The following is a 22149-nucleotide window of genomic DNA, read 5'->3' on the forward strand; positions in this document are numbered from 1 at the left end:
CGGAAACAGGGACACCGCGTATGTATTCATGCCGCCACCCGAACCCGGCTTGCACGGTTCAGAGGAGTCCGCAGGTCAGCAACGAGCCGACCGGACCACACCAGGTGCAGGACGACCGGACGGACGATCTCGCACGAGTGCTGCCCGGCCAGCGCGGCCTCGACGGCACCGATGGTCGGCTGGCAGGCGGCAACCTCCAGCACACGCGGGACGAGCGAGGCTTCCACCAGCTCCCGGCGCCGGTAGCCAGCCAGGAACCGCACGTTCTCCACGACCGCATGCTCGGCCCCCGACCAGGTCTCATAGACCCAGCCGCGGCGCGAACACACCTGGCGTGTCCAGTCGAACTGCGCGATCACCTTGGGATCCCTCATGCGTGAGGGCGCCTTGACATCCACGACGGTCACCAGACCGTCGGCATGGACGAGGAACAGATCGGGAACATGACGGCGAACGCGGTCACCGTCCGGGCCGACCAATTGGAACGGCTGGGCCGCGATCTCCGTGACATCCGGCGCGAAATCGGCAAGCAGAATGCGGGCGAGCTCCAGCCGACTCTCGTAGGCCACGAGACGACCCGTTGTGGCGGCGTGGTACCAACCCGAGTAGTGCTTCCGGCCCCGGTACCAACGGAACTCGCGTACCGGCTGTCCGCCGGCCACCTCGTCCACCGGGACCCGGTCGAGTTCGGCCTCGACCAGCCGACCGTCGGCCCGCCGATAAGCCGCCTGAACCGTCCAGCTACCTGTCGCGTCCGCGACGCCTGGGTCAGTCCCCATGGCCGCCCCTTCGTGTCCGATGTCATCGACACCAGGACACTGGCAACCACCATGAGTAGCGTGGATGAGAAGCCGAGAAAACCAACGAGGTAGTGGACCCGTGCGGTAGAGCACGGCCAGGCTCCGGGCCTGGCCGTGGATCGAAGAGAGCGTTTCGACTGACAAGTTGACGACAAGTCACTCGGACAGCGACATCTCTAATCGGAACCTACATGGGCGTCAGGCCGGGCGCACCACGCTGTGGATCGCGGACTCGCCGTCGTAGAAGATCGACTCCTCACGGACGTACGCACCCGGCTTCGGCGCGTGGATCATCATGCCGTTGCCGATGTACAGGCCGACATGGCTGATGTCCTCGTAGAAGAAGACCAGGTCACCGGGTTGGATGTCGGAGAGCGAAACGGTTGTCCCGGCGTTCACCTGGTCGTAGGTGGTGCGCGGAAGGCTGACTCCGGCGGCCCGCCAGGCGGCCTGAGTGAGGCTCGAACAGTCGTACGAATCTGGCCCTGTCGCACCCCAGACGTACGGCTTGCCGACCTGTGCGCGTGCGAAGGCGAGGGCCTTCTCGGCCTTGCCGGCGTACGAGGAGGCGGGGACCGCGGGTGTGGAGGTGTCCGAGGCGCCGGTGCCCGGTGACTGCTGCGCCGCCGCTGCCGAGTCCTGCTGGCGTTGCTGCCCTGCGGCCTGCTGCTGCCGGGCGAGTTCCTGCGCCTGGCGGCGGGCGTCCGCCTGCTTCGCGCGTTCGATCGCCGCGAGCCGCAGTTTCTCCTCGGCGGTGAGGCGGGAGAGCAGTCGGCGGGCCTGTGCGAGCTTCGTCTGGACGGCGGTCTTCGTCGTCTGCAGGTCGTCCTGGGACTCCGTGAGCGACTCCAGGCTCGCGGTGGCCTCCCGGCGCTGCCGCGTCGTCTCGGCCTGCTGGGTGATGTAGTCGTCGACCGTGTCCTTCTGGCGGGCCGTCATACGGTCCATCAGCTGGTTCTGGTCGAAGTAGTCCTGCGGAGTGTCCGCCAGCAGGAACGTCGCCGTGTCGGGGGCGGCCGACCCGGTGCGGTACTGGGCCGCGGCGAAGGAACCCAGCTCCTCGCGCGCGTCGTTGAGCTTCTGGGTGCGCCGGGCCACGTCGTCCATCAGGGCGTCGACACGACCCTGCTGCTTTGCGGCCCTCTCCTTGGCGGCGTTGTACACGTCGGCGGCCGACTCGGCCTGGTGGTAGAGGTCGTCGACCTCCGCCTCGACCTCCTCCATGCTCGGCCGGTCGTCGGCCGAGGGCGCCGGGGACGTGGAGGGCCCCCCGGGCGCGGCGTTGGCGGTCTGGGTCAGCAGGGCTACGGAAGCGGTCAGGGCCGCCGTGGCGAAGGCGGGGGTCCGTATGCCTGCTACGCGCGTTCCCGTAGGGCGCGACTTGCGGTGCGACGACGCCAAGGGAGGCGACTCCTTCCATGTTCCGCCTACCGGGTTAGCTGTCGGGTTCGGGCGGGTGGTTCGGAAGGGTTGCCCTACGGTCCTTGCCCTGGAAGGCAGTCGGACCGATTCACCCCAAGTTCTCGGTGGGTCCCCGGCTCCTGCCGCACACGGCGGCACGATCGGACTCGGCGGGGGCCGCGCGGCCCGGCGATGTTCGCCGGTGGAGATCGAGCGGCCTTACGGCACGCTAACCAACGGGTGTGGCTTCTGTGAAGGTTGATGACCGCTATGCCCGATACTTATTTGTGACCTCGACCCTAAACGTGGCTTCATGGATTCGGTTCGGGGTGGTATCGGATGAATTGCCTGATCATGTGAATGGAGGACTGACCGAGGGCCCGCTGTTCGGGCGGACAAGTGCCGGCCACAGCTCGGGCCGGGCGGTGTTCGGCGGATGTTTTCGGGGTGGCAGCGGGTTGTCAGTGGGGGCGCCTAGACTCGGAGAGCGATGAGCAGCCTCTTTGACGACAGCTTCCTGGCGGACCTCCAGAGCCCTCGGGCCCACGCGGAGGAACCCCCGCCACCGCCCGAGGACGAGCATGCGCCGGAGTCCGTTCCGGACGATCTGTTCGGCGGGAAGTTCGACACGCCGCCGGACCGGGACGCGTACTACCGCGACGGCGCCCCGCGTCCCGTGGTGGACCCGGCAGCGCTCCTGGACGGGCTGAACGAGAACCAGCGCGCGGCCGTCGTGCACGCCGGCACCCCTCTGCTCATCGTGGCGGGCGCCGGCTCCGGCAAGACACGTGTGCTCACGCACCGCATCGCCCATCTGCTCGGTGAGCGAAGCGTCCACCCCGGCCAGATCCTCGCGATCACCTTCACCAACAAGGCCGCCGGTGAGATGAAGGAACGCGTCGAGCAACTCGTCGGCCCGCGCGCGAACGCGATGTGGGTGATGACCTTCCACAGCGCGTGCGTGCGGATTCTGCGGCGGGAGAGCAAGAGGCTCGGCTTCACCTCCTCCTTCTCGATCTACGACGCCGCCGACAGCAAGCGGCTGATGGCGCTCGTCTGCCGCGATCTGGACCTGGACCCCAAGCGCTTCCCGCCCAAGTCCTTCAGTGCGAAGATCTCCAACCTGAAGAACGAGCTGATCGACGAGGAGGACTTCGCCGCCCAGGCGAGCGACGGTTTCGAGAAGACCCTCGCCCAGGCGTACGCGATGTACCAGTCGCGGCTGCGTGAGGCCAACGCCCTCGACTTCGACGACCTGATCATGACGACGGTCAACCTGCTGCGCGCCTTCCCGGACGTCGCCGAGCACTACCGCCGTCGCTTCCGGCACGTCCTGGTCGACGAGTACCAGGACACCAACCACGCCCAGTACGCGCTCGTACGGGAACTCGTCGGAACCGCCGAGCACACCGGCGACGACGCCGACGTACCGCCCAGCGAGTACAACCTGCCTCCCGCCGAGCTGTGCGTCGTGGGAGACGCCGACCAGTCGATCTACGCCTTCCGGGGTGCGACGATCCGCAACATCCTCCAGTTCGAGGAGGACTACGCGGACGCGACGACGATCATGCTCGAACAGAACTACCGTTCGACGCAGACGATCCTGAGCGCCGCCAACGCGGTCATCGAGCGCAACGAGTCTCGCCGCCCCAAGAACCTGTGGACCAACGCGGGCGCGGGCGCGCGCATCACCGGCTATGTCGCCGACACCGAGCACGACGAGGCGCAGTTCGTCGCCGAGGAGATAGATCGGCTGACGGACGCGGGCGACGCGAAGGCGGGTGACGTCGCCGTCTTCTACCGGACGAACGCCCAGTCGCGTGTCTTCGAGGAGATCTTCATCCGCGTAGGCCTGCCTTACAAGGTCGTCGGCGGTGTCCGCTTCTACGAGCGCAAGGAGGTCCGGGACGTCCTGGCCTACCTGCGCGTCCTCGCCAACCCGGAGGACTCGGTGCCGCTGCGCCGTATCCTCAACGTGCCCAAGCGCGGCATCGGCGACCGCGCGGAGGCGATGATCGACGCGCTGTCCCAGCGCGAGAAGATCAGCTTCCCCCAGGCGCTGAAGCGGGTGGACGAGGCGTACGGCATGGCCTCCCGGTCGACCAACGCCGTCAAGCGGTTCAACACGCTGATGGAGGACCTGAGGACGATCGTGGAGTCGGGCGCGGGCCCGGCGACCGTCCTCGAAGCGGTGCTCGAACGCACGGGCTACCTCGCCGAGTTGCAGGCGTCGACCGACCCGCAGGACGAGACCCGGATCGAGAACCTCCAGGAACTCGCCGCAGTGGCCCTGGAGTTCGAACAGGAGTCGGGAGTGGCCGCCGAGGCCGGGGAGGCCGATCAGCCCGCCGAGGGCGAGGCGCCGGCTCCGGCAGGGCTCGCCGCGTTCCTGGAGCGGGTCGCCCTCGTCGCCGACTCCGACCAGATCCCCGACGAGGACGACGACGGCTCGGGCGTCATCACCCTGATGACCCTGCACACCGCCAAGGGCCTTGAGTTTCCCGTGGTGTTCCTGACCGGCATGGAGGACGGCGTCTTCCCGCACATGCGTGCCCTCGGTCAGGCCAAGGAACTGGAGGAGGAGCGACGGCTCGCCTACGTCGGCATCACGCGCGCGCGTGAACGCCTGTATCTGACGCGGTCGTCGCTGCGCAGCGCGTGGGGTCAGCCCTCGTACAACCCGCCCTCGCGTTTCCTGGAGGAGATCCCGGCGGCCCATCTGGAGTGGAAGCGCACGGGCGCGATGGCTCCGGCGACCTCCTCGGGCCCGGCCTCCGGGGTGGCGTCGTCGCTGTCGTCCTCGCGCTCGCGCACCGCTGCCTCGGGCGCGTCGGGCTTCGCCACGCGCCGGGGCGGTGTCGAGAAGCCGGTGGTCGCGCTGGCGGTGGGGGACAGGGTCACGCACGACCAGTTCGGTCTGGGAACCGTGGTGGGCGTGAAGGGCACCGGCTCGAACGCCGAGGCGACCGTGGACTTCGGCGAGGACAAGCCGAAGCGGCTGCTGCTGCGGTACGCGCCGGTGGAGAAGCTCTGACCGGACACCCGGGCATCGCCGAGATGCCCGGGTCACGCCGGTGACGCGGCGGGTGAAAAGGGGACGGGAACCGGACGGGATCTACGTCGGGTCGAGGCCGTGGCTGCGCAGCCACGGGAGCGGGTCGATCGCCGAGCCGCCGGCGGGCCGAACCTCGAAGTGCAGGTGCGGTCCGGTCGAGTTCCCGGAGTTCCCGGAGTACGCGATGGGATCGCCGGCCTTGACCGTCGTACCGGACGCGACCTGGTAGCTGGAGAGGTGGCAGTACCACGTCTCCGTGCCGTCCTTGTCGGTCAGGATCAGCATGTTGCCGTAGGCGCTGTTCCACTGGGTCCGGACGGTGCCGTCCGTCGCGGCCATCACCGTCGTGCCGTACGAGACCGGGAAGTCGATGCCGGTGTGCACGGACATCCAGTTGATGCCGGCCTGGCCGAAGTAGGCGCTGAGGCCGCGCTGTGCGACCGGGAGGGCGTACTTGGGGCGCAGTCGCTCCTTGCGGGCCGCCTCCGCCGCCGCTGCCTTCTTGTCGGCGAGCTGCTGGGCCTTGAGGTCGATTCGTTCCTGCGTCCGGCTCGCCCGGTCGGCGAAGTCGTCGGCGCCCGCGGAGAGGCTCTCCAGCTGGGAGTCGAGCTTGTTGTTCGCGGTGGACGGTTTCACGGCGACTCCGTCGGGCGCCGACGCCGTCGTGTTCTGCGCCTCGTCACTGTCCAGCCCGCCCACGGAGGCGGCGGCGATACCCGCGACCCCCATCACACAGGCGGACGGGACGGCGATGGTCAGCAGAGCGGAACGTTTGGCCGGGGTACGCCGCCGGGACCGGCCCGCGTTGCGCGCCGCCGTACGGGACGCCGCGCGCCCGGTTCCGGGCACCATGCCCGGGGCGAACTCCTCCTGCCCGTCGAGCAGCGGGGCCTCGGCGGGAAGTTCGCCGTCGGTGACTAGGTCCGACTCGTCGTGGGCGAGCGCGTGACGGTCGTACTCCGGTACGTCCGCCATGTCCGTGATCTGCTCGAACATCGCGGTGGCCTGCTGGTCGTACCCGTGCTCGTGCTCATGGTCGTACTCGGCGGACGGAGCGGTCGTGCCGCCCGGGTCGCTGTCCGAGTTCCACTGCGTGGCGTCGTACACACCGGTGTCGGAGACCTGGGTGCCCCATTCCCACTGCTGGGTCTGGTCGGCGGCGCCGGTGTGCTCGGGCTGGATCCAGGTGCCGGAGTCCTGCTCCCAGAGGGGGGACCCCCAGCCGTTGGTCTCGCTGCCCGGCGGCGGTGACTGGGCGGGGATGTCGGCGAGTTGCTGGTAGCCGGGCGCCCAGGTGGTGGTGTCGTACGCCCCGGTGTCGTAGGCGGCGTGGTGCTGGGCCGCGTACGCGTCGTAGTTCAGGGTGTGGTGACTGCCGGTGGACCACTGGGAGTTGTCGTACGAACCGGTGGTGTCGCCGCCCGGCATGTTGCCGAAGAGCGGGTCGGTTTCGAAATTTCCCGTGGCGGTACCCGTGCCCAAGTCCGCGTCCAAACCGTTGGCGAAGGTGGGGTCGTACGTGGTGAAGTCACCAAAAGGGACTTCCTCAGTGCCGTACGACGCGTACTGAGCCGTCGCGGCATTGGAAGCCGGAGCCGGGGCGGTCATCGCTCCCGACGGGTGACGTTCGTTCACCAACTTCTCTTTCGCCTCGACAACAGGGGCTGGCAGAGCAGTGCGGCGACTGTACCCGGCGGTATGCGGGCGCGACAATCTTCTGCAGGTTTCGTGCCTGAGGGAAACGGGCAATCGGCCGTGTTTCGGGGGACTGCGGGCACGGGTTTGGCCTGGCGTTCGAAGATTGTTCGAATTCTGCGGGCCGCTCAGCGCTCTTGACCGGCCTGTGGGAGGCGTTCCGGGCGGCTCCTACGCCACGGTCAGCCCACCCCTTCGCACCCGGTCGGGCCGTGCTCCGGCGGAGAGGACGTCGTCGCTCTGGTCCAGAGCCTCCCGTATCCCGGTCGCGACGGCCGGGTGCACGGGCAGGGCGAGGTGACCGACGCCGGTGACCTGCACGTTCTGCGCCGACAGATCCGGGTGGTCGACGCAGGCCGTCTCCGGCGGGTCCATCAGATGGTCCAGATCGCTCCAGAAGCTGACGAAGCGCGTCCGGCAGTCAGGTGCGGGCAGGCGCAGCTCCTGGATGACATCCGAGCCGGGGCGCATCTGCCGGACGATCGGATGCGCGTCCGCCAGCGGAACGACGCGGGTGCCGGAGTGCGGGGTGCCGAGGGTGACGAGGGTGCGGACGCGGAGATCACCGCCGAGGCGCTGCACGTAGTAGCGCGCGATCAGGCCGCCCAGGCTGTGCCCGACGATGTCCACCCGCGGTTGGCCCGTGCGCCGGCACGTCTCCTCTATGTGTCGGCCGAGCAGCTCCGCCGCGGTGCGGATGTCGCAGGTCAGCGGGGAGTAGTTGAGCGACTCGATCTGCTGCCGGCCGTGCTGGACGAGGGAACGGCGCAGCAGCACGAAGACGGAGCGGTTGTCGATGAAACCGTGGAGGAGGACGACCGGGGGCTTCGGCTCCACCGGCAGGTGCGCGGTGACGGCTTCCGGGGGCACGGTGGGGTCCGGGGTGGTCGCGGCCCTGCGTTCCGGGGCGATGCCCGACGGATAGAGGAGCAGGTGTCCCGCCAGGATCGCCAACTCCAGGGCCGTCGCTTTGAGAAGGGCGACGGAGAGCCCCGTCAGCCTGCTCGGCAGAACGCGCTGGCAGAGCGGAAGCAGGGGCAGAGCTGCCCGTGTGACCTTCATGGCCGACCTCCTGTCGGCACGCGGAGGACTTCTCCGGCCCCCGTGTGCCCTCGTGGGGGTCGCGACGAGGGCGGCCGGTGGTGGTGGCGTCGGTGATGGTGCACGAGTGGGGCATGCGGCCTGTGGGACGCCAAGGGGGTGGTGAAGCTCCTTGCCGTACGGCGACGAAGCTCCCCGCTGTCGTGCCCTGCTGCCCTTCGTTGCCATCTCCGACACACCGCCCCGCCTTGCCCGCCCCGGCGCGTGGCTCGCGACGCGGTGGTGCGACGACCTCGATGCGGCTCCCCTTGCGCCGGTCCCACCGGTGCGTGGCGAACGTGTCCCACCGTGTGATTTCCCCCTCGACATCGGTCGCGAAACTGCCGGTTGCGGGATGCTTGACATAACGTTCGTTCACTTCAGGGAGGCAGCGATGGGTGCGGCAGCCGGTCCGATTCGCGTGGTGGTGGCGCCGACGGGGCTCGACGGTGACGACCGCGGAGACGAGGTGATCGCGCGGGCACTGCGTGACGCCGGCATGGAGGTCATTTACACAGGCCTCCACCAGACGCCCGAGCAGATCGTCGGCACCGCGATCCAGGAGGACGCCGACGCCATCGGGCTCTCCGTCCTCTCGGGCGCCCCCAACACCCTTTTCCCGACCGTGATCGACCTTCTGCGGAAGCACGACGCGGCCGACATCAAGGTCTTCGGCGCCGGGATCATCCCCGAGGCGGACATCGCCGCGCTGAGGGAGAAGGGGGTCGCGGAGATCTTCACGCCGGAGGCGACCGGCGCGGCGGTCGTGGAGTGGGTACGGGCGAACGCACGGGAGTCGGCGGGGGCGTAGGGCCTGGGCGTGGACGGCTCTCCGTCGCGGTTCAGGCTTCGCCCACCGACCTGTCCGGCGCCAGTTCCTCCGCCATCGCCGCGCGCAGGCGCAATGTGCCCACGAGGCGCTGGAACGCCTCCGCCCAGTAGCTTCCCGCGCCCGGCGATGCGTCTTCGCCTTCGTCCGGGATCGCCAGCAGGCCGTCGAGACGGCCGGCCTCCGAGGGGTCCAGGCAGCGTTCCGCCAGCCCCATCACTCCGCTGAAGCTCCATGGGTAACTCCCCGCGTCCCGCGCGATATTGAGCGCGTCGACCACTGCCCGCCCGAGCGGCGGATCCCACGGCACGGCGCACACCCCGAGCAGCTGGAAGGCCTCCGACAGCCCGTGCGTCGCGATGAACCCTGCGACCCACTCGGCCCGTTCGGCGGAGTCCAGCGTGGCGAGCAGCTTCGCCCGCTCCGCCAGGGACACCGCTCCGGGCCCGCCCGCCTCGGGTGTCGAGGGCCTGCCGAGGAGCGCCCGGGACCAGTCGGCGTTCCGCTGTCGCACCGCCGCCCGGCACCACGCGGCGTGCAGCTCACTCTGCCAGTCGTCGGTCACCGGCAGTGCCACGATCTCCTCCGGCGTACGTCCGCCGAGCCGCGCCGACCACGAGCCGAGCGGGGCGGCCTCCACCAACTGGCCCAGCCACCAGGACCGTTCGCCCCGCCCGGCCGGGGCCTTGGCCACGACACCGTCGCGCTCCATCCCCGCGTCGCACTCGTGCGGTGCCTCGACGACGAGCGCAGGTCCGTCTCTCCCGTCGTCACCACTGCTGTTCGTGCCACCGGTGCCATGTGTGACATCCGTGTTGTGCGTGCTGTTCGTGTGGTCGAGCGCCACACACGCTCCCGCCCGGACCGCCATCCGGGCGGCCAGCGCCGAATCAGGCAGGGCGGACAGCAACTCGGCCGCTGTCGCCCGGACGTTGCGGCTGCGGTCGGCCAACGCCCGCTCCAGGAAAGGCTCGTCCGCGGCGCACAGTCCCGTGCGGAGCAAGTCGAGGAACATCAGCCGGTCCTCGGCGCGCTCCGTGGACCAGGTCGTCTCCAGCAACTCCCGGGCGGCGGCGGGCTCCCGCGCGCGAATCGCCGCGAGGAGGGAGACGCGTTCGGCGAACAGGCCCTCCTGCCACAGTCGCCGGATCCGGTCCGACTCCTCGGTGCCGGGCAGGGCCGTGCCCCCGCCCGGGGTCGAGCGCAGGGCGAACCGCCAGTCCGTGTTCAGCCGGGCGAGCCACAGAGCGCGCGGGCCGGCGAACGCCAACGCCGCCGGGCGCAGATCCGTGCGCCCCCTGGCCGCGTCGAGCAGGGCGGGCAGCGTCTGGGGAGGGGCCGCGTAGCCATGCTTGTTCGCCGCCGCGAGCCATTGGGGCAGCAGTTCCATCAGATCCGGTGCCGTACCCCTGCGACCGCTGCCGCCGGGAGTGCCGGGCCGGTCGGCCAGCAGCAGCGCGAGTCTGCGGGCAGCGGCGGGGGGCAACGGCGGGCGCGGGTCCGCCGCAGCGGGCTCCGGTCGCTTCGCAGCCCGGGCCGGCCGCAGCCCCGCCCGCCGACGTACGGTCTCCACGGCCGCCGCGTCGAGCAGCGCGACCGGCGCCTGCCTGCCCGGCGGGCAACCCGGAGGCGTACGCCGCTCCGTGCCGAGGAGCGCCGCGGTGACCAACTCCTCCCAGACACCCGCGGAGGGCGAGCCCGCGGAACGCGAGCCTGCGGGGGAGGAGGCGCTGCTGCCGTTCATGGCATTCCCTTTCGCCGGACCAGGAGTGGAGTCGTGGGGAGTCGTCGTGTCGTGAGCCGTGGAGTGTCGTCCCGCCTCAGCACAGCTGGACCGCCTGTCCCGCCGTCCCCTGCGGCCAGGCGGTCAGGGGAGTGAAACCCCGGTGACCGCACTCGCCGAAGACCGTGACGGGGGCCCCGCCCGACAGGGCGACGAGGCGCCACAGGCCTGGGTGAGCGACGACGGAGGGGGCCAGGGGCAGCGCCAAGTCGGTGTCGGCGTCCGCCAGTTGCCAGGATCCGCCGTCCGGGACGGGTATGACCCGGTCCAGCGTCACCGGGAAGGAGTCCAGCCAGGGATCGCCCTGGAGTGCCTCCCCATAACGCTCGGCCGCGCGTGTGGTCGTCGTCCCCTGCGGCCGTACGTCCGTCGGTGCGGGCGCTGTGAACCGCTCGCCCAAGGACGCCCTGAGCTGCCCGGCACCGGGGTACGCGGACACCTCCGCCTCGAACGCCAGACCGACCGGCAGGGCCAGTTCGGGGGCGCGGCCGGCCGCCCCGTAAGAGAGGAGCAGGGCGGTCCGGCCCGACTCCGCACCGTGCAGCCAGATCCGGCGCGTCGTCAGACGGGCGTCCGCCGTCTCGTACTGGGCGAGGACCAGCCAGCGGTCGCGCACCGGCGGACCGTCCGCCGAACCGGGCAGGCCGATCCGGGACCGCACCGTCGCCGCCAGACCTTCCGGCAACTCGTCCCGGCGCAACCAGCCCCGGTCGAGGAGATGAATCAGCGCGCACTCCTCCAGCAGTCGCACCGGCCAGCCCGGACCAGACGCCGGGATCGACCCCAACTCCCTTACACGTGCCGCCAGTCCGGGGGCCTGCGCGTCGACCATGCGGGCCGCCGTCTCCTCCCACAGCCCGTAGCCCGCCTGTTCCGCCGTGGCCAGGCCGCCGCGCAACAGGTCGGCGAGGCGCTGCTCCAACTCCGTTGCCCCCGCCGTGATCCGCTCGGCCCGGCGCTCAGCCCTGCGCCGCGCCGCCTCCGGATCAGCGGACCCGGCCGGGGAACCGGCTGCCTCCGCCGCCCGTTTCTCCTCCGTACGCTTCCGCCGCCCCGCCAGCCACTCCTCCGCCCAGCCCGGCGCCTCTCCTCGCGGCACCGCGCCGTCGCCGCCCGCCCAGAGCAGCAGCAGGCCGAGCGCGTGCTTGCACGGGAACTTGCGGCTCGGACAACTGCACTTGTACGCGGGCCCGGTGGCATCCGCGATGTCGACGACCGTCTGATACGGCTTGCTGCCACTGCCCTTGCACAGCCCCCACACCGTCCCCTCGTCAGTACTGCCGGCCTCCGACCACGGTCCGGCCGCGCCGAGTTTGCTTCCCGCTTTGCGTGACGAGACGTCAGGCGCCAGTGCCAGCACCTGATCCGCCGTCCAGCGCACCCCCTGCTGAGTCATGACATCGAAGGTAGATCCCGGCACTGACAATCGGTCCTCGCAGCGATCCCCGCCCCGCCCTCAAAACCGTATTTTCGCAGGTCAGAATGCGTTGTCAGTGGCGTGGTGCAGTGTGGTCACCAGATCCGAACGGGCCAAGACCGGCCGAGCTGGAGGGGGACCGAGCCATGCCTGTCACCGCTGAACCGACATCCGTCGACCCGCGTCACGAGCAGTCCGCTCACGCGAACGGCACGGAGGAACTGCGCCCGCACGCCGAAGACGCCTTCGCCGCCGAACTCGCGGCGCTGGCCGCGCAGGACGACCGCCCGCGCCCGGCCCGCTGGAAACTGTCGCCGTGGGCCGTCGCCATGTACCTGCAGGGCGGCACGCTGCCCGACGGCACGGTGATCACCCCGAAGTACGTGGGCCCCCGCCGCATCGTCGAGGTCGCCGTCACCACCCTCGCGACCGACCGCGCCCTGCTGCTGCTCGGCGTGCCCGGCACGGCGAAGACCTGGGTGTCCGAGCACCTGGCGGCGGCGGTCAGCGGCGACTCGACGCTGCTGGTCCAGGGCACGGCCGGCACACCGGAGGAGGCGATCCGGTACGGCTGGAACTACGCCCGGCTGCTCGCGCACGGCCCGAGCCGCGAGGCCCTCGTGCCCAGCCCCGTCATGCGGGCGATGGCGGAGGGGATGACGGCCCGCGTCGAGGAGCTGACCCGCATCCCGGCCGACGTGCAGGACACGCTGATCACGATCCTGTCGGAAAAGAACCTGCCGATACCGGAGTTGGGGCAGGAGGTGCAGGCGGTCCGCGGGTTCAACCTGATCGCGACGGCCAACGACCGCGACCGCGGGGTCAACGAGCTGTCCAGCGCCCTGCGCCGCCGCTTCAACACGGTGGTGCTGCCGCTGCCGGAGAGCGCGGACGCCGAGGTCGACATCGTCTCGCGCCGGGTGGACCAGATCGGCCGCTCGCTCGACCTGCCGGCCGTGCCGGACGGTGTCGACGAGATCCGTCGCGTCGTGACCGTCTTCCGTGAACTGCGCGACGGCATCACGTCGGACGGCCGGACGAAGCTGAAGTCGCCCAGCGGCACGCTGTCCACCGCCGAGGCGATCTCGGTCGTCACCAACGGCCTGGCCCTGGCGGCGCACTTCGGCGACGGCGTCCTGCGGGCCTCCGACGTCGCCGCGGGCATCCTCGGCGCCGTGGTCCGCGATCCGGCGGCCGACCGGGTGGTCTGGCAGGAGTACCTGGAGGCGGTGGTCCGCGAACGCGACGGCTGGAAGGACTTCTACCGGGCATGCCGTGAGGTGAGCGCGTGAGCAGGGGCAGGGCTGCGGGCGTGCATGTGGACGTGGATGTGCAGGGGCGTGTGTACGGGTTGTCGATGGGGGGCGGTTCGGTGTCCATGCGGGTCGGTGGTGTGAGTACGGCGGTCGATGACGGTGACTCGACTTGGCGCAGGAGGCGAGTGGCGTGACCGACGTCGAGGGTGGCGCCGGGCCGTTGCTGCTCGGCGTACGTCATCACGGGCCCGGGTCGGCGCGGGCGGTACGGGCCGCGTTGGCGGCGGCACGGCCGGCGGTCGTACTGATCGAGGGGCCGCCCGAGGCCGACGCCCTGATCCCGCTGGCCGCCGACGAGGACATGCGACCACCGGTCGCCCTGCTGGCCCACGCCGTGGACGAACCCGGCCGCTCGGCGTTCTGGCCGCTGGCCGAGTTCTCCCCGGAGTGGGTGGCGATCCGCTGGGCTTTGGAACACGGGGTCCCCGCCCGCTTCATCGACCTCCCCGCGACACACACGCTGGCGTGGGAAAAGGAGGATGAGGGCGAGGGCGAGGGCGAGGAGGGGGGAAGCGAGGGCCGGGCGCCGGAAGCCGACCCGGATGTCGCCCCGGCGGCCGAGGTGCGGGTTGATCCGCTCGCCGTGCTCGCGCGGACCGGCGGTTACGACGATCCGGAGCGCTGGTGGGAGGACGTCGTCGAGCACCGGGGGACGGGGGAGGGCGACGCGTTCGCTCCCTTCGAGGTGCTCGAAGAGGCCATGGGCGCGCTGCGGGAGGTGTACGGCACCGGGGGCCACGACCGGGATCCGGTGCGGGAGGCGTACATGCGCCTCCAAGTACGGGCGGCACAGCGGGAGTTCGGGGATGCCGCAGTGGCCGTGGTGTGCGGCGCGTGGCATGTGCCCGCACTGCGGCAGAGGGTCGGTGTCGGCGCCGACCGGGCGCTGCTGAAGGGGCTGCCCAAGGTCAAGGTGGACGTGACCTGGGTGCCGTGGACGCATCGCCGGCTCGCGCGGGCGAGCGGGTACGGCGCGGGCATCGACTCGCCCGGCTGGTACGGGCATCTGTTCGGTGCGCGGGACCGGCCGGTCGAGCGGTGGATGACCAAGGTTGCCGGGCTGCTGCGCGACGAGGACAGGATGGTCTCCTCGGCGCACGTCATCGAGGCGGTGCGGCTGGCGGAGACGCTGGGCGCGATGCGGGGCCGCCCACTGCCCGGGCTGACCGAGACGACCGACGCCGTGCGGGCGGTGATGTGCGAGGGCTCGGATGTTCCGCTGGCCCTGGTGCACGACCGGCTCGTCGTCGGGGACGTGCTCGGAGAGGTTCCCGAGTCGGCGCCCGCTGTCCCATTGCAGCGTGACCTTACGCGGCTCCAGCGCCGGTTGCGGCTCAAACCGGAGGCGCTGGAGCGGGAGTTGGAGCTCGATCTGCGCAAGGACACCGACGCGGAGCGCAGTCGGCTGCTGCACCGACTGCGGCTGCTCGGGGTCGGGTGGGGAGAGCAGGCGGCGTCGCGTGGCAGTACGGGTACCTTCCGGGAGACATGGCGGCTGCGGTGGGAGCCGGAGTTGGCGGTGCGGATCGCCGAGGCCGGTGTGTGGGGGACCACCGTGTTCTCGGCGGCGACCGCCAGGGCGGAGGCCGACGCCGTGGGGGCGGGTTCGCTGGCCGACGTGACCGCCCTCGCCGAGCGTTGTCTGCTCGCCGAACTGTCCGACGCGCTCCCCGTGGTGATGCGCGCCCTCGCCGACCGCGCGGCCCTGGACGCCGACGTGGGCCACCTGGCACAGGCCCTGCCGGCGCTGGTCCGGTCCCTGCGCTACGGCGACGTACGCGGCACGGACACCCGGGCGCTGACCGAGGTCGCGGCGGGCCTCGCCGAGCGCGTCTTCGTAGGCCTGCCCCCGGCCTGCGCCGCCCTCGACACGGAGGCCGCCGAGGAAATGCGGCGCCATGTGGACGCGGTGCACGGGGCGGTGGGGCTGCTCGGCGAGACCGCGCGCCCGGACCCCGTCTCGGGTACTCCCGCTGCTCCCGCCTCGGGACGGCACAGCGAGCTGCGGCGACGCTGGCACTCCGTGCTCCGGGTACTGTCCGGGCGGGACAGTGTGGCCGGAGTCGTGCGCGGGCGGGCCGTACGACTGCTGCTGGACGACGGGGAGTTGGCACAGGACGAGGCGGCCGTGCTCATGGGGCTCGTGCTGTCACCGGGGACTGCGCCGGGGGACGCGGCAGCGTGGATCGAGGGGTTCGTCGGGGGCGGCTCCGGGGGCGGGATGCTGCTCGTGCACGACGAAGGGCTGCTCGGGCTGGTCGACGACTGGCTGACCCGGGTGCCGGCGGAGGCGTTCACCGATGTGCTGCCCCTGCTGAGGCGCACGTTCTCGGCGTACGAGCCCGGCGTGCGCAGAACGCTGGGGGAACTGGTCCGGCGCGGTCCGGGAAAGCCGGGGAGCGCGGTGACCGGCGCCGCCGGGATGCCGGGCTTCGCACCCGATCTGGACGTCCGGCGAGCGGACGCCGTGCTGCCGGTGCTGCGGCTGCTGCTGGGGCCGGCGGACGCGGGTGCCGGGGGCGTCGACGACAACAACCTGGTGGGGGTGGGGACATGACGACGGCGACGGAGTCGGCGGATCCGGCACAGGAGCGGTTGCGGCGCTGGCGCCTCGTACTCGGAGGTGACTCGGCGGACGGTGTCGGCTGTGCGCTCTCCAAGCAGGATGCGGCGATGGACGGGGCGCTCACCGCGCTCTACGGGAGGGGAGACGGGGGCAAGGACAAGGCGGGGCGGGACCGTTCGGCGGGGCTCGGGGCATCCGCGCCGTCGGTCGCGCGGTGGCTCGGCGACATCCGGACGTACTTCCCGTCGTCCGTCGTCCAGGTCATGCAGCGGGACGCCATCGACAGGCTCGGGCTCTCCGCCCTTCTGCTGGAGCCCGAGATGCTGGAGGCGGTCGAGGCGGACGTCCACCTCGTCGGCACCCTCCTCTCCCTCAACAAGGCGATGCCCGAGACGACGAAGGAGACGGCAAGAGCCGTCGTACGCAAGGTGGTCGAGGACCTGGAGAAGCGGCTCGCCACGCGGACCCGGGCCACGCTCACCGGCGCGCTGGACCGCAGTGCCCGTATCAGCAGGCCGCGCCATCACGACATCGACTGGAACCGTACGATCGCGGCGAACCTCAAGCACTACCTCCCCGAGTACCGCACGATCGTGCCGGAGCGGCTCATCGGCTACGGCCGCGCCTCCCAGTCGGTGAAGAAGGAGGTCGTCCTCTGCATCGACCAGTCCGGTTCGATGGCGGCGTCGGTGGTGTACGCGTCGGTGTTCGGGGCGGTGCTGGCGTCCATGCGGTCGATCGACACCCGACTCGTCGTCTTCGACACGGCGGTCGTCGACCTCACCGACCAGCTCGACGACCCGGTGGATGTGCTGTTCGGTACGCAGCTCGGCGGCGGTACGGACATCAACAGGGCGCTCGCGTACTGCCAGTCGCAGATCACCCGGCCCGCCGAGACCGTCGTGGTGCTGATCAGCGACCTCTACGAGGGAGGCATACGCGACGAGATGCTGAAGCGGGTCGCCGCGATGAAGGCGTCCGGGGTGCAGTTCGTGACGCTGCTCGCGCTGTCGGACGAGGGGGCGCCGGCGTACGACAGGGAGCACGCGGCGGCACTCGCGGCGCTGGGCGCACCGGCGTTCGCCTGCACGCCCGATCTGTTCCCGGACATCATGGCCGCGGCGATCGAGAAGCGACCGTTGCCGATACCCGAGACCGCGTGAGCCGAGTTGACCGCGTGAACCGAATCAACCGCGTCAACGGGGTGACGTGAGTGTCATGAGGGCGGCTTCGGTCGGCAAAAAGGACATGAGGGCGCATCAGTAACGGGGGACTTGCGCGACCTCGGGAGGGCCGTGCGAGGATCGGCGCCGCCTCGTCCTGCTCCTCGCTGATCCATGACGTTCGTCGTCGTATCGCCGCCCGGGAGAGTTTTTCCTCTTGAACTGGCCAGCCGCCGTGCCCGTTGCCGTACTGCGTGTGACGCGTGCGGCGGCGGGGCGGCGCGCGCTGCGAGTGGCGGTGCTGGTGGGCGGGCTGTTCGTGTTCGGGTTCCTCTGCGGGGAGCGGGCGCACGCGGCGGAGGGCGTGCCGTCGATCCCAGGGGGAGCGGTTCGGGGCGATGCGGTTCGGCCGGCGGCGACCGTGACCGGCGAGTTGGCGAAGGTGGCGCCACCTGCGTCGACGTTGCCCGCCGTGCCGGTCCTTCCCGAACTCCCTGCACTGCCTGTGCCGCCTGAGCTGCCCGGGCTTCCCGGCGTGCCCGCGTCGCCCACCATCCCGTCTTCTCCTCCCGTACCTGTACCTGTACCTGTACCTGTACCTGTACCTGTACCTGTACCTGTACCTGTACCTGTACCTGTACCCGCGCCCTTGCCCGACTCCCCGTCGTCCCCCACACCTCCCGCGTCGGCCACCTCCGCCTTATCCCCGGCTGATCACTCGGTGCCGGAGAAGGCGCCGGCGGTGTCGGTTGCCGGGACATCTCAAGGTGTCTACGGTGCTCGGTTCCTCGGTCGGGTCGGCGGCGCTGTGGAGGTCCGGGGCGGTGTGGTCGTCTCGCGCGCGGCTGTGCGGCAGTTGCCCGGTGGCCTGCCGGCCGGGGTGCCCCACGGGGCGCTCGGTGATCGGGTCGTCGTCGACGGTGGCGGTTCCAGGCACGGTGGGCACGGCGATGCGCATGCCGTCGGGTCGAACCAGCCGGTGCCGGTGTGCCTCGTGCCGGGGATCGCACCGAGCACGGCTGGTGCTGCGGCCAGGGACAGTTACCGGGACATCCCGGTCTTCCCCGCCTGACAGGGCCTCCTACTGCACGGAGTGCCAACGGGGTGTGCCGGCCGGGTGCCCGACTTCCGCGCATCCACTCAGCCTCCGCACGCCATTTCGGCCTCCGCACTCCTCACCCCTCCGTGTCCGAGGCACTCCGCGCTCCGACACTCGCGCCCCCGGTCCCCGTACGTCTCCTGACGTGCGGATCATGCGGACTCCGCCGGGAAAGCCCCGTACGGCCGAATGCCATCGGTCCGGTCAGGGCGTGACCGGCGGACGGCGGTGAGCGGCTCCCCAGGGGAAGGGGACCGCTTGCCGGAGGTCCGTCAACGCCGTTGACGGACCTTCCAGAGGCCTCACCGGGCTCACCCCGGCCCGGTGAGGCCTCACCTTTGCCCCCTATGCGTCCCTAACGCGTCTTTACGCCCCTCGCGAGGGGCTGGGCGGGGGCCGAGAGTGGCACTCTGTGACAGGTATCACCGCTCAGGTGTGATTCCTGATTTAGGGACCTGCGGCGAGCGGCGATAACCTGCGGGACGGACATGCCGCGCACTCGGACATCGTGTGCGCCACCCTTGTGACACAGCGGACGTCACGTTGCCCTTCGCGGCACGCCCACGCAGACAACGAACCGCGAGATCACTGATAGGGACGGACGCGCGTGGACCTGTTCGAGTACCAGGCGAGGGACCTCTTCGCCAAGCACGGTGTACCGGTGCTGGCCGGTGAAGTCATCGACACGCCTGAGGCGGCCCGCGCGGCAACTGAGCGGCTTGGCGGCAAGTCCGTCATCAAGGCGCAGGTGAAGGTCGGTGGGCGTGGCAAGGCCGGCGGCGTGAAGCTCGCCGCCACCCCGGACGAGGCCGTCGCCCGCGCGACGGACATCCTCGGCATGGACATCAAGGGCCACACGGTCCACAAGGTGATGATCGCCGAGACCGCGCCCGAGATCGTCGAGGAGTACTACGTCTCGTACCTCCTCGACCGCACCAACCGCACCTTCCTCGCCATGGCGTCCGTCCAGGGCGGCGTGGAGATCGAGGTCGTCGCGGAGGAGAACCCCGAGGCCCTCGCGAAGGTCCCGGTCGACGCCAACGAGGGCGTGAGCATCGAGAAGGCCCGTGAGATCGTCGCCCAGGCGAAGTTCCCGGCCGAGGTCGCCGAGCAGGTCGCGGAGATCCTCGTGACCCTGTGGGACACCTTCATCAAGGAGGACGCCCTCCTCGTCGAGGTCAACCCCCTCGCGAAGGTCGCCTCCGGCAAGGTCATCGCCCTCGACGGCAAGGTGTCCCTCGACGAGAACGCCGAGTTCCGTCAGCCGGAGCACGCGGCGCTCGAGGACAAGGACGCGGCCAACCCGCTCGAGGCCGCCGCGAAGGCCAAGAACCTCAACTACGTCAAGCTCGACGGTGAGGTCGGCATCATCGGCAACGGCGCGGGTCTCGTCATGAGCACCCTCGACGTCGTCGCGTACGCCGGTGAGGCGCACGGCGGGGTCAAGCCCGCCAACTTCCTCGACATCGGCGGTGGCGCCTCCGCCGCCGTCATGGCGAACGGCCTGGAGATCATCCTCGGCGACCCGGACGTCAAGTCCGTCTTCGTCAACGTCTTCGGCGGCATCACCGCCTGCGACGAGGTCGCCAACGGCATCGTGCAGGCGCTGCAGCTGCTCGCGGACAAGGGCGAGGAAGTCACCAAGCCCCTCGTCGTCCGCCTCGACGGCAACAACGCCGAGCTGGGTCGCAAGATCCTCTCCGACGCCAACCACCCGCTGGTCCAGCGTGTGGACACCATGGACGGCGCGGCCGACAAGGCCGCCGAGCTCGCGGCTGCGAAGTAAGGGAAGAGGGACAGAACAGCCATGGCTATCTTCCTGAACAAGGACAGCAAGATCATCGTCCAGGGCATGACCGGTGCCACGGGCATGAAGCACACCAAGCTCATGCTGGCGGACGGCTCCAACATCGTCGGTGGCGTGAACCCGCGCAAGGCGGGCACCTCCGTCGACATCGACGGCACCGAGATCCCGGTCTTCGGCACGGTCGCCGAGGCGATCGAGAAGACGGGCGCGAACGTATCGGTCCTCTTCGTACCGCCGGCCTTCGCCAAGGCCGCCGTGGTCGAGGCGATCGACGCGGAGATCCCTCTCGCGGTCGTCATCACCGAGGGCATCGCCGTCCACGACTCGGCCGCGTTCTACGCGTACGCCGTGGCGCAGGGCAACAAGACCCGGATCATCGGCCCGAACTGCCCCGGTCTCATCACGCCGGGCCAGTCGAACGCCGGCATCATCCCGGGCGACATCACGAAGCCGGGCCGTATCGGTCTGGTCTCGAAGTCGGGCACGCTGACGTACCAGATGATGTACGAGCTGCGTGACATCGGCTTCTCGTCGGCCGTCGGCATCGGTGGCGACCCGGTCATCGGTACGACGCACATCGACGCGCTGGCCGCGTTCGAGGCGGACCCCGACACCGAGCTGATCGTGATGATCGGTGAGATCGGTGGTGACGCGGAGGAGCGTGCCGCGGACTTCATCGCGAAGAACGTGACGAAGCCGGTCGTCGGTTACGTCGCGGGCTTCACCGCGCCCGAGGGCAAGACGATGGGCCACGCCGGTGCCATCGTCTCCGGCTCCTCCGGTACGGCCGCCGCGAAGAAGGAAGCGCTTGAGGCTGCTGGTGTCAAGGTCGGCAAGACGCCTACCGAGACGGCGAAGCTGGCGCGTGAGATTCTCGCCGGCTGACGTTTCCTGGCGGTACTGAGCTGAACCTATGTGGGCCCGTTCCCTTTGCTGGGGCGGGCCCACTGGCATGCCATCGCCCCAGCGGAACGACTGCCCACAGCGAGGTGTGCTCACCTTGGTTGCGGCAGGACCCTCTGGGGGCCGTTCGTCGTCGTGGTTCGGAGTTTTCTGCGGAGGTTCTGTTCCGTTCGGGACAGTGGTCCCGGGGCCGCCTGGGGTGGCACGCCCTGCACCGTTGTCCCCGGGGCCACCGGTGGCTCGTAGCGTGTCGGGGCCGTGTGGAGGGTGAACGCGGTGGCGCCGATCAGGGCGACGGTGAAGGCGATTGCCGCCTGGGTCCAGTTCCGGGCGCGGCGTTCGCTGCCCGCGCGGACGGTCGAGGGGCGGGCGGCGCGCAGCCGGGCGTGGGTGGCCAGGCCCGCCAGACGGGACGCGAGACGGCCCGGGTCCTGGAGGTCCGGCAGACGGGCCGCCACCGTCTCGCGGGCATGCAGGAGCCGGTTCGCCGCCGCCCGGGTGCTCGCCTCCGTCTCCGCCGCCGTCTCGGCCAGGCCGAGGCCGACACCGTCGTGGAGGAGCAGGGTGCGCCGATACGGCGGAGGGAGTTTCAGGAGGACGGACAGCAGCGCGCGGTCCGACGCGTCCGCGGGCGGGGCCTCCGGGTGGCGGTGCCGGGCGCGGAAACGGTGCCAGGGGGAGAGGGCGCACTCGTACGCCGTCGCGCGCACCCACCCCGCCGGGTCCGGGTCCACGGCCACCTCCGGCCAGCGATGCCAGGCCAGCTGGAACGCCCGTTCGACGGACTCGCGCGCCAACTCCCGCCGTCCGGTGAGGAGATAGGTCTGCCGTACGAGGGCGGGGGCGCAGAACGCGTAGAGCGCGTCGAAGGCCTGAGCGGGTGTCAGGGGGGCGGCGGCGGAAGCGGCGGCGGTGACCGTAGTCGAGGTGGTCGCGGTGCTGGGTGTCGGTGCCGCTGCCAGCAGGCTCGCGTACGTCTGGGCCCTGCGCCCGCGTGGTGTCGTGCGGCCGGTCTCCCACGCGCGTACCGTCTCGCGGCTGACGCCCACCCGTTTGGCGACCTGAGCCTGCGTCAGCGACAGGGACTCGCGCAGGCGTCGGCGTTCGGCGGGCGGGGGCAGCGGGATGGCGGGGCTCTGCGTCACCGGGTGCCCCTTCGCGCGTGAAGGTACATAAAACGTATATTGGGTGACACGTCGTAAGTTCGCCTGTTACGCCGGGAAAGCGCGTGTCGT

15 protein-coding genes and 1 riboswitch are annotated in these 22149 nt (G+C 70.7%); of the genes, 7 read left to right on the top strand and 8 right to left on the bottom strand.

Translation table 11 applies throughout. From position 1 onward, the window contains the following. Positions 1-26: 26 nt before the first annotated feature. Together OG241_RS35460 and OG241_RS35465 are read right to left on the bottom strand one after the other, a co-directional pair. On the bottom strand, positions 27-779 hold the full coding sequence (locus OG241_RS35460; RefSeq protein WP_405821239.1) for a TnsA-like heteromeric transposase endonuclease subunit: 753 nt from the start codon (positions 777-779) through the stop codon (positions 27-29). Between the two features lie 219 nt (positions 780-998). Further along, entirely contained in the window at positions 999-2201 is a 1203-nt protein-coding gene (locus OG241_RS35465; RefSeq protein ID WP_405821241.1) for an NlpC/P60 family protein, read from the bottom strand. 7 nt (positions 2202-2208) lie between these two features. Beyond that, a riboswitch (cyclic di-AMP (ydaO/yuaA leader) is annotated at positions 2209-2366 on the bottom strand. A 325-nt stretch (positions 2367-2691) separates the two neighbouring features. On the opposite strand from OG241_RS35465, the gene pcrA reads away from it, so the two are divergent. Further along, positions 2692-5235 (top strand): DNA helicase PcrA, encoded by a 2544-nt coding sequence (gene pcrA / locus OG241_RS35470; protein ID WP_405821243.1) that lies wholly within the window; start codon positions 2692-2694, stop codon positions 5233-5235. A gap of 81 nt (positions 5236-5316) precedes the next feature. On the opposite strand, the gene OG241_RS35475 is transcribed toward pcrA, so the two are convergent. Next, a complete protein-coding gene (locus OG241_RS35475; RefSeq protein ID WP_405826596.1) occupies positions 5317-6864 on the bottom strand; it encodes a M23 family metallopeptidase in 1548 nt (515 codons plus the stop codon). Between the two features lie 258 nt (positions 6865-7122). Next, on the bottom strand, positions 7123-8013 hold the full coding sequence (locus OG241_RS35480) for an esterase/lipase family protein (protein WP_405821245.1): 891 nt from the start codon (positions 8011-8013) through the stop codon (positions 7123-7125). 412 nt (positions 8014-8425) lie between these two features. On the opposite strand from OG241_RS35480, the gene OG241_RS35485 reads away from it, so the two are divergent. Beyond that, positions 8426-8842: a cobalamin B12-binding domain-containing protein gene (locus tag OG241_RS35485; RefSeq protein ID WP_405821247.1), complete on the top strand. Its 417-nt coding sequence runs from the start codon at positions 8426-8428 to the stop codon at positions 8840-8842. A gap of 31 nt (positions 8843-8873) precedes the next feature. On the opposite strand, the gene OG241_RS35490 is transcribed toward OG241_RS35485, so the two are convergent. Next, complete coding sequence (locus OG241_RS35490; protein ID WP_405821249.1) at positions 8874-10604, bottom strand: DUF5691 domain-containing protein; 1731 nt, start codon at positions 10602-10604, stop codon at positions 8874-8876. Positions 10605-10680: 76 nt separating this feature from the next. Next, positions 10681-12039: an SWIM zinc finger family protein gene (locus OG241_RS35495; protein ID WP_405821251.1), complete on the bottom strand. Its 1359-nt coding sequence runs from the start codon at positions 12037-12039 to the stop codon at positions 10681-10683. 167 nt (positions 12040-12206) lie between these two features. Here OG241_RS35495 and OG241_RS35500 point away from each other — a divergent pair, with 167 nt between their 5' ends. The 3 genes from OG241_RS35500 to OG241_RS35510 all read left to right on the top strand — a co-directional run bounded on the left by OG241_RS35500 (position 12207) and on the right by OG241_RS35510 (position 17105). Further along, positions 12207-13352: an AAA family ATPase gene (locus tag OG241_RS35500; protein ID WP_405821253.1), complete on the top strand. Its 1146-nt coding sequence runs from the start codon at positions 12207-12209 to the stop codon at positions 13350-13352. Between the two features lie 154 nt (positions 13353-13506). Next, positions 13507-15933: a DUF5682 family protein gene (locus tag OG241_RS35505; protein ID WP_405821255.1), complete on the top strand. Its 2427-nt coding sequence runs from the start codon at positions 13507-13509 to the stop codon at positions 15931-15933. After that, positions 15930-17105 carry a VWA domain-containing protein gene (locus tag OG241_RS35510; RefSeq protein WP_405821257.1) on the top strand — a complete coding sequence of 392 codons (1176 nt, stop codon included), beginning with the start codon at positions 15930-15932 and terminating at the stop codon, positions 17103-17105. Before OG241_RS35505 ends, OG241_RS35510 begins: the two co-directional genes overlap by 4 nt. Positions 17106-17805: 700 nt before the next feature. On the opposite strand, the gene OG241_RS35515 is transcribed toward OG241_RS35510, so the two are convergent. Further along, the gene (locus OG241_RS35515) at positions 17806-18063 is read right to left on the bottom strand and encodes a hypothetical protein (protein WP_405821259.1); all 258 of its coding nucleotides are present in this window, start codon (positions 18061-18063) and stop codon (positions 17806-17808) included. Between the two features lie 748 nt (positions 18064-18811). Here OG241_RS35515 and sucC point away from each other — a divergent pair. Both sucC and sucD read left to right on the top strand, forming a co-directional pair. Continuing rightward, the gene (gene sucC, locus OG241_RS35520) at positions 18812-19990 is read left to right on the top strand and encodes an ADP-forming succinate--CoA ligase subunit beta (RefSeq protein ID WP_006383804.1); all 1179 of its coding nucleotides are present in this window, start codon (positions 18812-18814) and stop codon (positions 19988-19990) included. A 21-nt stretch (positions 19991-20011) separates the two neighbouring features. Beyond that, positions 20012-20896, top strand: a complete 885-nt coding sequence (sucD, locus tag OG241_RS35525) for a succinate--CoA ligase subunit alpha (RefSeq protein ID WP_319092466.1) — start codon at positions 20012-20014, stop codon at positions 20894-20896. Positions 20897-21006: 110 nt separating this feature from the next. Here sucD and OG241_RS35530 read toward each other — a convergent pair whose 3' ends face one another. After that, entirely contained in the window at positions 21007-22059 is a 1053-nt protein-coding gene (locus OG241_RS35530) for a helix-turn-helix domain-containing protein (RefSeq protein WP_405821262.1), read from the bottom strand. Between the last annotated feature and the right edge of the window lie 90 nt (positions 22060-22149).

It is taken from the genome of Streptomyces sp. NBC_01390, assembly GCF_045040105.1.
Lineage (GTDB): Bacteria > Actinomycetota > Actinomycetes > Streptomycetales > Streptomycetaceae > Streptomyces.

Bases quoted from the DNA above. Each gene is read 5' to 3' on its own strand.
- OG241_RS35460 (WP_405821239.1), bottom strand. From the start codon at position 779: ATGGGGACTGACCCAGGCGTCGCGGACGCGACAGGTAGCTGGACGGTT.
- sucD (WP_319092466.1), top strand. From the start codon at position 20,012: ATGGCTATCTTCCTGAACAAGGACAGCAAGATCATCGTCCAGGGCATG.
- OG241_RS35510 (WP_405821257.1), top strand. From the start codon at position 15,930: ATGACGACGGCGACGGAGTCGGCGGATCCGGCACAGGAGCGGTTGCGG.
- OG241_RS35480 (WP_405821245.1), bottom strand. From the start codon at position 8,013: ATGAAGGTCACACGGGCAGCTCTGCCCCTGCTTCCGCTCTGCCAGCGC.
- OG241_RS35475 (WP_405826596.1), bottom strand. From the start codon at position 6,864: ATGACCGCCCCGGCTCCGGCTTCCAATGCCGCGACGGCTCAGTACGCG.
- OG241_RS35485 (WP_405821247.1), top strand. From the start codon at position 8,426: ATGGGTGCGGCAGCCGGTCCGATTCGCGTGGTGGTGGCGCCGACGGGG.
- OG241_RS35500 (WP_405821253.1), top strand. From the start codon at position 12,207: ATGCCTGTCACCGCTGAACCGACATCCGTCGACCCGCGTCACGAGCAG.
- OG241_RS35515 (WP_405821259.1), bottom strand. From the start codon at position 18,063: ATGCGCATCGCCGTGCCCACCGTGCCTGGAACCGCCACCGTCGACGAC.
- pcrA (WP_405821243.1), top strand. From the start codon at position 2,692: ATGAGCAGCCTCTTTGACGACAGCTTCCTGGCGGACCTCCAGAGCCCT.
- OG241_RS35495 (WP_405821251.1), bottom strand. From the start codon at position 12,039: ATGACTCAGCAGGGGGTGCGCTGGACGGCGGATCAGGTGCTGGCACTG.
- OG241_RS35490 (WP_405821249.1), bottom strand. From the start codon at position 10,604: ATGAACGGCAGCAGCGCCTCCTCCCCCGCAGGCTCGCGTTCCGCGGGC.